This is a genomic window from Pseudoalteromonas spongiae UST010723-006 (assembly GCF_000238255.3).
Classification (GTDB): Bacteria; Pseudomonadota; Gammaproteobacteria; order Enterobacterales; family Alteromonadaceae; genus Pseudoalteromonas; species Pseudoalteromonas spongiae.
In genome coordinates, this window is the sequence record NZ_CP011039.1 from 1,520,150 (window position 1) to 1,532,784 (window position 12,635).

Consider the following 12,635-nt stretch of genomic DNA (forward strand, 5'->3'; position numbering starts at 1 on the left):
ACATCCTATTTACTTTCGTTAAATAGTTCACGACCAATCAGCATACGGCGAATTTCAGATGTACCCGCACCAATTTCATAGAGCTTTGCGTCACGCAGTAATCGGCCTGTGGCATATTCATTGATGTAACCGTTACCACCTAGAATTTGAATTGCATCAAGTGCCATTTTGGTAGCCAGCTCTGCGGCATATAAAATTGCGCCAGCAGCATCTTTACGGGTTGTTTCACCACGGTCACAGGCTTTTGCAACGGTATAAACGTAAGAACGTGCGGCATTCATTTGCGTATACATATCAGCAATCTTGCCTTGAATTAGCTGGAAGTTACCAATTTCAGTATTAAACTGCTTACGCTCGTGAATATAAGGTACAACAATGTCCATACACGCTTGCATAATGCCAAGTGGACCACCTGCAAGCACAACACGCTCGTAATCAAGGCCGCTCATGAGCACTTTTACACCTTGGTTTAACTCGCCAAGAATGTTTTCTTCTGGTACTTCACAATCTTCAAACACAAGCTCACAAGTGTTTGAGCCACGCATACCTAATTTATCGAGTTTTTGTGCTTGACTAAAACCTGGATACGATTTTTCAACGATGAAAGCTGTAATGCCTTTCGGGCCCGCTTCTAAATCCGTTTTTGCGTAAATAACAAAGGTATCTGCATCTGGACCATTGGTGATCCACATTTTATTACCGTTGAGAATGTATTTATCGCCACGCTTTTCGGCTTTTAAACGCATAGAAACAACGTCTGAGCCAGAGTTTGGTTCACTCATGGCAAGCGCACCAATGTGTTCACCTGAAATAAGTTTTGGCAAATATTTTTCTTTTTGCACTTGGTTACCGTTACGGGCAATTTGGTTTACACATAAATTTGAATGTGCACCGTAGCTTAAACCGATTGACGCACTGGCACGGCTGATTTCTTCCATTGCAATTACATGTTCAAGGTAACCTAGGTTAGAACCGCCAAATTCTTCATCAACGGTTAAGCCCAATAAGCCCATTTCACCAAATTTTGGCCAAAGCTCATTCGGAAACATATTGTCGATATCTGTTTTTTCGGCGAGAGGGGCAATTTCATTTGTTGCAAAACTATTTACGTGGTCACGGATCATGTCGGCTGTTTCACCAAGACCAAAATTTAATTCTTTATAAAGAGAAACGGTGCTCATTGTGTGTATCCTATTGATGTGTTGTTGCCATAAGGTGTGATTATTATTTTAAGCGTCGTCTAGGTTTTTAAGTGTGTCACGACAGCGTCGTTCAGCGGTAACCAGTTCCATTAAAACAACTTTAATGTCATCCATTTGCTGTTCTAGATGTGCTTTTTTATCAGAGATTAGCTCAAGCATAATTTTAAGTTGAGTTGCACTTGATTTGTCGGCATCATACAGCTCAAACAAACGGCCTGTTTCAGCTAGCGTAAATCCTAGGCGTTTACCTCGTAAGATCAGTTTTAAACGCACTTTGTCGCGTTTACTATAGATACGTGTTTGCCCTTGACGGCGGGGCGTAACCAAACCTTGGTCTTCATAAAAACGAATGCTTCTAGTTGTTATGTCAAATTCTTTTGCAAGTTCGCTAATACTAAAGGTCTGTTCTGTATTTTCTGTACTCATCTAAACTACACCTTATTAATTTGGTAATTAACTATAAGTGAAGTTTACGTAAAGGTAAAGCTGCATACTTGAGAGAGAGAGTATTTATCTACCCCAACTAGTCGTAGGTATATGCAATAAATGTTGCGTCGCCAACAATCTTTAATAAGCTTACCGCCTTATTTTCATTACATAGTTGCCATTCATTGTCATTATTTCTTAACACTATAAAAGGTATGACATCTAGATTTACGTTTGCGTAAACGTAATTTTTATGTATGCTGAAAACATATAAATTTTGGAGATAACAAATGTCTGTTGAAAATTCACAAATCGATCCGGTAGTAATTGTGAGTGCAAAACGCACTGCAATGGGCGGTTTTATGGGTGCTTTATCATCGGTAAATGCAACTGATTTAGGAGCTACTGCTATTAAAAGTAGTATTGAAAGCTGCGATTTAAACGCTGATATCATCGACGAAGTAATTATGGGCTGCGTTTTACCAGCAGGTCTTGGCCAAGCACCTGCACGTCAAGCAATGATAAAAGCAGGGCTTAATTTAGCAACAGGAGCTACAACTATTAATAAAGTATGCGGTTCAGGCTTAAAAGCAGCGATGTTAGCCCATGACTTAATTAAAGCAGACAGCATTAATGTTGCCGTTGCTGGCGGTATGGAAAGCATGAGTAACGCACCTTACTTCTTACCAAAAGCACGTGGCGGTTTCCGTATGGGTCATGGTGAAATTAAAGATCACATGATGGCTGATGGTTTAGAAGACGCATACGACAACAAAGCAATGGGTTGTTTTGCACAAGAAACGGCTGATAAGTACGGCTTAACCCGTGACGATATGGATGCGTTTGCCATTTCATCCCTTTCTAAAGCCAACGCTGCAATTGAAAGTGGTGCATTTGAATCTGAAATTGCGCCACATACCTATTCAAACCGTAAAGGTGATGTGACAGTAGCAATTGATGAGCAGCCAGGTAATGCGCGTCCTGAGAAAATTCCAAGCCTACGTGCTGCATTCGCAAAAGATGGCACCATTACAGCGGCAAATTCATCGTCTATTTCTGACGGTGCTGCATCACTTGTTTTAATGAAAGCGTCAAAAGCAGCAGAACTTGGTTTAACACCTCTTTGTGAAATTAAAGCACATGCAACAAATTCACATATTCCAGCTGAATTTACAACAGCGCCAATTGGTGCGATGGAAAAAGTGTTAGACAAAGCGGGCTGGTCAAAAGAAGACGTTGATCTTTGGGAAATTAATGAAGCATTTGCCATGGTAACCATGCTTGCTATTAACGAAATGCAACTTGATAACAATAAAGTAAACGTGAATGGCGGTGCATGTGCACTTGGTCACCCAATCGGTGCAAGTGGCGCGCGCATTTTAGTAACCCTTATTCATGCACTTAAAAACCGTGGCCTAAATAAAGGCGTTGCATCACTGTGTATTGGTGGTGGTGAAGCGGTCGCAATGGCAATCGAAGTAAAATAATTAAAAATTAAAGGCGCGTTAATGCGCCTTTTTTATTGGGGAGAAGAATAATGGTAAAGGTTCCTTTATATATTAATGGCGAAATGCGCCAGTCGGAATCAAATGAATGGTTAGATGTTGTAAACCCAGCTAATCAAGAAGTACTAGCACAAGTGCCATTGGCAACAGACAGTGAAATTGATGAAGCAATTGCCTCTGCAAAAGAGACGTTTAAAACGTGGAAAGATGTTCCAGTAACAGAACGTGCACGCATTATGATGCGCTACGCAGCACTTTTAAAAGAACACCATGACGAGCTAGCAACCATTATTTGTCACGAATTAGGCAAAACCTTTGAAGATGCTAAAGGCGATGTGTGGCGTGGTATTGAAGTTATTGAACAAGCAGCTAACGCGCCTGCATTAATGATGGGTGAAACCGTTGAAAACGTAGCGCGTAATATCGATACTTATTCGTACATGCAGCCACTCGGCGTGTGTGCTGGTATTACACCATTTAACTTTCCTGCGATGATCCCACTTTGGATGTTCCCAATGGCGATTGTTTGCGGTAATACCTTTATTTTAAAACCGTCTGAGCAAGATCCGCTTACACCAATGCGTTTAGTTGAACTGTTTGAAGAAGCTGGCGCACCTAAAGGTGTATTACAGGTTATTCATGGTACAAAACACCAAGTAGACCGTATTTTAGATGAGCCAAGTGTACGTGCAATTTCATTTGTTGGTTCATGTGGTGTTGGTGAGTACATTTATTCACGTGGTACAGCGAATCTTAAGCGTGTTCAAGCCTGTGTTGGTGCTAAAAACCACATGGTAATTATGCCTGATGCGAAAAAAGAGCGTGCCATTTCAAACCTTGTTGGTGCATCGGTTGGTGCGGCTGGCCAGCGCTGTATGGGCATTTCAGTCGCTGTATTCGTTGGTCAATCAAAAGAATGGATAAACGAATTAAAAGAAGAATTTACCAAAGTACGTCCTGGCGTTTGGAATGACCCTAAAGCTGCCTATGGCCCACAAACATCGCCACAAGCAAAAGCGCGTATTTTATCAATTATTGAAAGTGGTAAAGCGCAAGGTGCAACGTGTTTAATAGATGGCTCTGACTTTGTTGTTGAAGGTTATGACAAAGGTAACTGGGTAGGCCCAACGTTATTTACTGATGTAACGCGTGAAATGGACTTATACAAAGAAGAAATTTTCGGTCCTGTGCTTGCGTGTATTTGCGTTGATACGCTTGATGAAGCAATCCAAATTATCAATGAAAGCCCATACGGTAATGGTACATCTCTATTTACTGCTTGCGGTGCTGCAGCACGTAAATTCCAGCATGAAATTGAAGTAGGCCAAGTAGGTATTAATGTGCCAATTCCGGTACCACTTCCTTTCTTCTCATTTACTGGTTGGAAAGGCTCATTCTACGGTGACCAACACACCTATGGTAAACAAGGTGTTCGCTTTTACACTGAGACTAAAACAATTACTGCACGCTGGTTTGAAGATGATATCGCAACCGGTCCAAATATGAGTATCAACCTACGATAAGGCGTTTGCCTTATCTGACGTTCAAAGGGGTGACTATGAATTTTAATCTAACAGAAGATCAACAAGCGTTTGCAGAAACCGCTAAACAATTTGCGATGAGCGAATTACTACCAAATGCGGGCAAGTGGGATCAAGAACATATTTTTCCAAAAGACGTAATCCAAAAAGCCGGTGAACTAGGTTTCTGTGGTTTATATACGCCTGAAGAAGCTGGCGGTCTTGGTTTATCGCGTCTTGATTCGAGCATTATTTTTGAGCAGTTGGCAATGGGATGCACGGCAACCACTGCGATGTTGACCATTCACAATATGGCAACTTGGATGATTGCAAGCTTTGGTACTGATGAAGTTAAAGCGCAGTATTGTGATGAACTTGTGATGGGGCAATTGCTTGCATCGTATTGTTTAACAGAGCCAGGTTCCGGTTCAGATGCCGCATCTCTTAAAACCAAAGCGGTTTTAGAAGGGGATGAATACGTTATTTCTGGTTCTAAAATGTTTATTTCAGGTGCAGGCGAAACAGATTTATTAGTAGTTATGGCGCGCACTGGTGAAGATGGCCCGAAAGGTATTTCGGCGTTTGTAGTTGATGCCAATGCTGCAGGTATTGAATACGGTAAAGCAGAAGAAAAAATGGGTTGGAACGCGCAACCGACACGTCTTATTTCGTTTGATGGTGTACGTATTCCAAAACAAAACTTACTTGGTCAAGAAGGCGAAGGCTTTAAATTTGCCATGATGGGCTTAGATGGCGGCCGCATTAATATTGCGACCTGTTCAATTGGTACTGCGCAGCAAGCACTTAACACAGCTAAAGAATATATGCTTGAGCGTAAGCAATTTGGCAAACCATTAGCAGCATTCCAAGCACTTCAATTTAAACTTGCTGATATGAACACAGAACTGGTAGCTGCCCGTCAAATGGTACGCCTTGCTGCATTTAAATTGGATGAAAAAGATCCTGAGCGCACCACGTATTGTGCAATGGCAAAACGCTATGCAACCGATGTTGGCTTTAAAGTATGTGACGATGCACTGCAACTTCACGGTGGTTATGGTTACATCAAAGAATACCCGTTAGAGCGTCACTTCCGTGATGTGCGTGTACACCAAATTTTAGAAGGCACAAATGAAATTATGCGCCTAATTATTGGTCGTCGTATTTTGGCTGAAGGTTCACAAGAGATTTTGTAAGGAGAGCACAATGAGCGCACAAATCAAATTATCGATTGAACGGCATATCGCAGTTGTTACTATGTCTAATCCACCGGCAAATACGTGGACCAAAGAAACACTAACGCAATTGCGTGATATGGTCGCTGATCTGAATAACAATAAAGATGTGTATTCGCTTGTGATCACAGGGGAAGGTGAAAAATTCTTCTCAGCTGGCGCTGACCTAAACCTATTTGCAAGTGGCGACAAAGGCGTTGCCGCTGAAATGTCTATTATTTTTGGCCAGGCGTTTGAAGCGTTAAGTAATTTCCGTGGTGTATCTATTGCAGCGATTAACGGTTATGCCATGGGTGGCGGTTTAGAAGTTGCACTTGCATGTGATTTACGCATTGCTGAAGAACAAGCGCAAATGGCATTGCCTGAAGCAAAAGTGGGTTTATTACCTTGTGCTGGCGGTACGCAAAACCTTGCATGGCTTGTTGGAGAAGGCTGGGCGAAACGCATGATTTTATGTGGTGAGCGATTAACTGCCGAGAAAGCCCATAATATTGGACTTGTGGAAGAGGTTGTTGCTAAAGGCGAAGCGTTTGATAAAGCAATTGCGCTTGCAAAACAAGTTGAAGAACAAAGCCCAACTTCGGTTGCTGCGTGTAAATCACTGATCCAACATAGCCGCTCAGGCACTATGAGTTCAGCTTTACCACTTGAACGTGAACTTTTCATCAACCTATTTGATACGCAAGATCAAAAAGAAGGCGTGAATGCCTTTTTAGAAAAGCGTAAAGCAAACTGGGTGAACGGCTAATGGCTGTTGTTACGTTTGAAACAAAAAATACCGATAACGGCTTTGTTATCGGTATCGCAACCTTAAACGTTGAAAAGGCACTTAATGCGCTTAATCTTGAAATGATTGAGCTGCTTTATAACCAGTTACTTGATTGGCAAAGTGATGAAAAGGTTAGCATGGTGCTGTTACAAGGTGCGGGCGATAAAGCGTTTTGCGCCGGTGGTGATGTAGTTAGCTTGTACAATGCAATGCATACCGGCGAGCCAAGCAATTACATTGAGACGTTTTTCACTAAAGAGTATCGTTTAGATTACCTTATTCATAATTATGCAAAACCAATCTGTGTGTGGGGTAATGGCATTATTATGGGTGGCGGCCTTGGTTTAATGGCTGGTGCATCTCACCGTGTGTTAACTGAATCATCGCGTATCGCTATGCCTGAACTTACCATTGGTTTATACCCTGATGTCGGTGGCAGCTATTTTCTAAATAAAATGCCAACGCAAGTAGGCTTATTTTTGGGATTAACCGGTGCATCGGTGAATGCCCAAGATGCGCTTTATATTGGTTTAGGCGATACCGTAATCGAGCATCAGTTTAAAAGTGAGCTAATAGATTCACTTATAAGTACAAAGTGGTCAACCAATGCTGATGAAAACCATCAAGCATTAAGTCATTTATTAACAACGTTTAACGCGAAAAGTGATATTAACCTGCCAGCCAATGTTGAATCGCACAACGCAGTATTTGCTGCAATGGCAGAAGTAGACGAACTTACCGATAAAGTAGATGCCATTTTATCGTTTGAAACAGACGATAAATGGCTAACACGTGCGCAAAAAGGCCTTTCACATGGTAGCCCACTGGGTGCACATCTAGTATATCAACAGCTTAATCGTGCAAATGGCTTATCACTCAAAGCCTGCTTTCAAATGGAGCTAGGTATGAGCGTACGTTGTGGTCAACTTGGTGAATTTAAAGAAGGTGTGCGCGCATTACTGATTGATAAAGACAATGCACCTCAATGGCAATTTGACGCCATCAGCAATGTAGATAGCGATGTGATTGCATCATTCTTTAATGTTGAATGGTCAAACGGGCATCCACTAACGGATTTATAGGAATAATCATGGCAAATATTGGATTTATTGGTTTAGGTAACATGGGCGGCCCAATGGCTGCAAACCTTGTTAAAGCAGGTCATGCAGTTACGGTATTTGACTTAAATGATTCAGCAGTGTCTGAACTTGTTGAAAAAGGTGCTAACAGCGCCACAACAGCCTTAGCATGCGCGGAAGAGAAAGATTTTGTTATTACCATGCTACCTGCTGGCAAACACGTTAAGTCTATTTATTTGGATGAAAACGGTGTTGGCGCTGCGCTTACAAATAATACACAAGTGATTGATTGCAGCACCATTGATGCGGATACGGCTAAATTTGTTGCAAGCGAACTTGCCAAACGTGGCGTTAGTTTTGTAGATGCACCTGTTTCTGGTGGCGTAGCGGGCGCTACGAATGGCACATTAACCTTTATTGTTGGCGGCAGTGTTACTGAATTTGAAAATGCTAAAACCGTACTAGCTGATATGGGTAAAAACATTTTTCATGCGGGCGACCATGGTGCAGGTCAGGTAGCTAAAATCTGTAATAACATGCTACTTGCTATTTTAATGGCGGGTACCAGCGAAGCACTTCAAATGGGTATCGATAATGGCCTTGATCCTAAAGTTTTGTCAGACATTATGCTGCAAAGTTCTGGCCGTAACTGGACGTTAGAATTATATAACCCTTGCCCGAATGTGCTTGAAAATGTGCCAAGCTCAAATGACTATAAAGGTGGCTTTATGGTTGATTTAATGGCAAAAGATCTCGGCCTTGCGATGGATACAGCAAACAGCAGTCAATCAATTGTACCACTTGGCCGTTTATCGCAAAGCTTATATCAGTTAATGCAAAATCAAGAGATGGGTAATCTCGACTTTTCTTCAATCTTTAAGTTGTTTAATAAGGATTCATAATATGCAAGTAAATGGTAAAAACATTGTTATTACCGGAGGTGCGCAAGGTTTAGGGCTTGCGATGGCAAAACATTTTGCAGATAAAGGCGCGAGTATTGCCCTTATTGATATGCAAGAAGAGATGCTTGCAAATGCGAAATCTGAATTAGGCACCACAACGGGCGTTATTCGCACTTACGTATGTAATGTAACGCAAGAACAAGAAGTTGAAGACACCTTTAACCAAATTAATAGCGATTTTGGTCAGATTGATGGCTTAGTAAATAACGCAGGCATTTTACGTGACGGTTTATTTTTAAAAGTCAAAGAGGGCAAAGTGGCCAAAAAAATGTCACTAGAGCAGTTCCAATCGGTCATTGACGTTAATCTAACAGGTGTATTTCTGTGTGGCCGTGAAGCGGCAAACCATATGGTTAATAACGGGAATAAAGGCGTTATTATTAATATGTCGAGTGTGGCCCGAGCAGGCAATATGGGACAAACCAATTACGCAGCATCAAAAGCCGGCGTTGTTGCAATGACGACCACTTGGGCACGTGAACTAGGCCGTTATGGTATTCGTGTAGCTGCTATTGCACCCGGTGTTATCCGCACTGCCATGACAGATGCAATGAAACCTGAAGCGAAAGAGCGTTTACTTAAAATGAAGCCTGTTGGTCGTTTAGGTGAAGCAGATGAAATCGCGCATACAGCGAACTTTATTTTTGAAAATGACTTTGTTACTGGCCGCGTAATGGAAATTGATGGAGGTATCACTTTCTAACCATTAAAGCGCGTTTAAATCTAAAAACGAGTGGTCTTTCACTCGTTTTTTTCTTTATAATCAATAAAAACACAGTTTATTTCCTTTCATGTCTAAAGCCATTCGTAATTTTTATATCAATGAAGAGCAATCAATTTATTTGCTTTCACACATTGATGCTAAAAAACATAAGCAATGGCTGAAAATTTGCGAAAAGCAGCTAGAAAAACTTGGCTACCATCACGTTAAAGTAATTGGCTCAGGCGCATTTGGTTTTGTTTTTGTTGGCACCAATACTCAAGGTAAAGAATGCGTATTTAAGTTTTCACGTATTACCCTTGCACAAAGTGTTCGGGATCGCTTAGAAGATGAAGGCTACATGCTTTCTCAGGTAAAAAATCCTATGGTGCCTGAATTCTATGCCTTTGAGCGCATTAAAAAGCAGGGCATTTTAATGATGGCCTATGCGAAAGGCGATAACCTAGAACAAGTCAGCTTACAACAAGGCCGCGTGTCAGTGCCTTTTTTGGTAAATCTGGGTCTTGAACTTCGCAATATTTTGCTGGCACTTCGCAATCATAAAACTGGCTTTACCGAACAGCCTATAGTGCACGGTGATATTAAACCTTCTAATATTGTGTGGGATGAAAACACAAACCAGTTTTCGTTAGTTGATTGGGGCTCAAGTGTGTTTGCGCAAGAAGACGGTTTTGGTAATCCCGTTGCAGCCAATATGATGGATTTAATGAGCCATGATGCGAATTATTCAAATGCACGCATGGGCGATGTTTATTTTATTGGTGATGAGCAGATGTCGGGGGCTAAATCCTCGCCTCGTTTTGATGAACAAGGTGTAGCATCTACACTTTATGCGTTAGCGTCTGCACAATCATGTCGTTTTGCTAATCAAATCTTACCCGCTAAAAGTTTAGGCTTACCGGTTGAGTTTGCCAGTATTATCGATGGCATGCTCAGTAAAGATAAAACCACTCGCGATTTATCAGGCGATTACTTTATTAAAAACATGCCAAAAATTGCCAAAAGCTATTTACCTGACTTACCACTTCATAAAGACAAAGCACTTATTCCGTTTTGGCATCATCCCTTTGATGATAAGCCTGATACCGTAGTGTATAGCTCTCGAAAACAATTTTTACGTCAAGCCGACAGTGAAAAGCAACTTGCTAAGGTTGAAGATGCCCAGCTTGATCGCTACTACAAAGAGTTTTTAGTGGATATGGGGGATACTGAAAAAGCGTTTTTGGCGTCTATTTCACGTTTAGCTAAATATCCTGTGGTAGGCGGCTTAAGTTATCAATGGCGTGAAGATAATTTGTATGTTGAATCTAATTTGGTGCTGCACGATGAATCATATCGCACAGCCTTTACTCAAGCGGTAAACAATACCATTCGTATTGCTCAAGGCATTAAGCAAAAAGGGTTGTTTAAGTGTTGTTTATTCGATGCAAGGCAAACCATTCAGCTTGAGCGCGACCAAGAAGGTGCACTCATTTTCGATGAAATGCCAACCTTGCATTATTCCGTCTCTGAAATGCCTGATAGCGAAATAGTAAGGCCGCACAGTTATTTTGAAGATGGTAAAGACCCAGACGAACAACTAACGTTACCCAATGAAATTTTAAAAGCAGTTTTTGGCTTAAACCAAATTCACCATACAGGTTGCATTATTATTGAGTCGCTGCCTGAACGTATCAAAGTGCATTATTACTATCGCTTGTTAGAACCTAGCAAAAAAGGCCTGTTTGAAAATCTGTTAAACCGCATTATGGCAAACATCGTACGGATCAAAGATCATGGTGTTGCGGGCTTTATGAAGTTGCCGTATAAAAACACTCGTGAGTTTTCTCTTTGCGATCAACACCCTAGCTTTTACTACCCGAAAAATCCGAAACTATTCATTGAAAATCAAATAGATAGAGGTAATAAATAAAGTTCAAAAATTGTTTTAAAAAAAACACAAATAAAAATATTTATTCGCTTATTGTCACTTCATTAAAAAATAATTTTCCTATTTACACAAAACTGCATTGATTTCCCAAATATGCAATTAAATCTTCATACATTTGTCATGTTTATTCTATCTAACATGTTTTCTGTGTTTGATCTAACCTTATAAATATGGTCTTCTAGACATGTGGCCTTTGAGCCAGTTCACTTACTCATAATGTAAAAAGGAGCAACTTAAATCTATGTAGAGCACTTCCATTTGTTAGCAACGATTGCTAACAAGGAAATGTTAAACACCGTAACTGTAACGTGAGACCGTTACGAATTTTTTAAGTTATTGGTTAAGGGCCTTTGCCCAACTTCAACATCCAATTAGTTTAATAAGAAGGTGAGGACATTACCTATGAAGAGACAAAAAAGAGATCGTTTAGAAAGAGCACATTCTCAAGGTTACAAAGCAGGCCTAGCAGGTCGTTCCAAAGAAATGTGTCCGTATGACAATATTGATCCAAGATCTCAATGGCTCGGTGGATGGCGAGAAGCGATGGAAGATCGCACAATGTTTAAATCATAGTTTTAGGAGACGACGCCCACACAAAGTGGGCGTTTTTGTATCTGCTCGTTTTAAATTAAAACGCGCTAGTATCTTGGAAAAGACCTACTTTTAAATCTTTTGCTTCATAGATTACACGGCCATCAACTTCAACCGTACCATCTGCAAGACCCATAAATAATTTACGCTTGATTACACGTTTCATATTTAAACGATACGTTACTTTTTTAGCTGTTGGTAAGATTTGGCCTGTAAATTTAACTTCGCCAACACCTAATGCACGGCCAAGACCTGGACCACCAGACCAACCTAAGAAAAAGCCCACTAACTGCCACATAGCGTCTAGACCTAAACAACCTGGCATTACTGGGTCACCTTTAAAGTGACAGTCAAAAAACCACAGGCTAGGGTCGATATCAAGCTCAGCAATGATTTCGCCTTTACCGTATTCACCGCCTTCATCGGCGATTTTAATGATGCGGTCCATCATGAGCATATTATCTGACGGAAGGCGGCAATTGCCTTCTCCAAACATTTCACCACGACCACATGCTTCTAATTCGGCTTTGCTATAACTGTTTTTCTGTTCCATAACTTCTTTCTTCTTAAATTTTTCCGGCTACTTTAGCTTACACTTGTACGCCAAACAACTCCGAACAGTTGAATTACAACAATTTGCTACTAATAGCCACGTTATCCCTTTATAATTACAGCATTGTTAAAAAGCGCAGCTT

At 40.9% G+C, this 12,635-nt stretch carries 12 protein-coding genes; 9 read left to right on the forward strand and 3 right to left on the reverse strand.

The features are described from left to right. Positions 1-5 precede the first annotated feature (5 nt). Positions 6-1,181: an isovaleryl-CoA dehydrogenase gene (locus tag PSPO_RS07165; protein ID WP_010560115.1), complete on the reverse strand. Its 1,176-nt coding sequence runs from the start codon at positions 1,179-1,181 to the stop codon at positions 6-8. 48 nt (positions 1,182-1,229) lie between these two features. Then, positions 1,230-1,628 carry a MerR family transcriptional regulator gene (locus PSPO_RS07170; protein WP_010560114.1) on the reverse strand — a complete coding sequence of 133 codons (399 nt, stop codon included), beginning with the start codon at positions 1,626-1,628 and terminating at the stop codon, positions 1,230-1,232. A gap of 290 nt (positions 1,629-1,918) precedes the next feature. Here PSPO_RS07170 and PSPO_RS07175 point away from each other — a divergent pair, with 290 nt between their 5' ends. From PSPO_RS07175 to rmf, 9 genes are all read left to right on the forward strand, one after another. Next, positions 1,919-3,115: an acetyl-CoA C-acyltransferase gene (locus PSPO_RS07175; RefSeq protein WP_010560113.1), complete on the forward strand. Its 1,197-nt coding sequence runs from the start codon at positions 1,919-1,921 to the stop codon at positions 3,113-3,115. A 50-nt stretch (positions 3,116-3,165) separates the two neighbouring features. Further along, positions 3,166-4,656: a CoA-acylating methylmalonate-semialdehyde dehydrogenase gene (locus PSPO_RS07180; RefSeq protein WP_010560112.1), complete on the forward strand. Its 1,491-nt coding sequence runs from the start codon at positions 3,166-3,168 to the stop codon at positions 4,654-4,656. 35 nt (positions 4,657-4,691) lie between these two features. Further along, on the forward strand, positions 4,692-5,849 hold the full coding sequence (locus PSPO_RS07185; protein ID WP_010560111.1) for an acyl-CoA dehydrogenase family protein: 1,158 nt from the start codon (positions 4,692-4,694) through the stop codon (positions 5,847-5,849). A gap of 10 nt (positions 5,850-5,859) precedes the next feature. Beyond that, complete coding sequence (locus PSPO_RS07190; protein ID WP_010560110.1) at positions 5,860-6,636, forward strand: enoyl-CoA hydratase; 777 nt, start codon at positions 5,860-5,862, stop codon at positions 6,634-6,636. After that, complete coding sequence (locus PSPO_RS07195; protein WP_010560109.1) at positions 6,636-7,739, forward strand: enoyl-CoA hydratase/isomerase family protein; 1,104 nt, start codon at positions 6,636-6,638, stop codon at positions 7,737-7,739. The genes PSPO_RS07190 and PSPO_RS07195 overlap by 1 nt, the downstream gene beginning before the upstream one ends. Positions 7,740-7,741: 2 nt before the next feature. Next, complete coding sequence (mmsB, locus tag PSPO_RS07200) at positions 7,742-8,638, forward strand: 3-hydroxyisobutyrate dehydrogenase (protein WP_193437081.1); 897 nt, start codon at positions 7,742-7,744, stop codon at positions 8,636-8,638. A gap of 1 nt (position 8,639) precedes the next feature. Further along, positions 8,640-9,401: an SDR family oxidoreductase gene (locus PSPO_RS07205; protein ID WP_010560107.1), complete on the forward strand. Its 762-nt coding sequence runs from the start codon at positions 8,640-8,642 to the stop codon at positions 9,399-9,401. Between the two features lie 88 nt (positions 9,402-9,489). Then, positions 9,490-11,331 carry a protein kinase domain-containing protein gene (locus PSPO_RS07210; RefSeq protein ID WP_010560106.1) on the forward strand — a complete coding sequence of 614 codons (1,842 nt, stop codon included), beginning with the start codon at positions 9,490-9,492 and terminating at the stop codon, positions 11,329-11,331. Between the two features lie 420 nt (positions 11,332-11,751). Beyond that, the gene (rmf, locus tag PSPO_RS07215) at positions 11,752-11,922 is read left to right on the forward strand and encodes a ribosome modulation factor (RefSeq protein ID WP_010560105.1); all 171 of its coding nucleotides are present in this window, start codon (positions 11,752-11,754) and stop codon (positions 11,920-11,922) included. Between the two features lie 55 nt (positions 11,923-11,977). Here the strand turns inward: rmf and fabA are convergent, their stop codons facing one another. Then, complete coding sequence (gene fabA, locus PSPO_RS07220) at positions 11,978-12,493, reverse strand: 3-hydroxyacyl-[acyl-carrier-protein] dehydratase FabA (RefSeq protein WP_010560104.1); 516 nt, start codon at positions 12,491-12,493, stop codon at positions 11,978-11,980. Between the last annotated feature and the right edge of the window lie 142 nt (positions 12,494-12,635).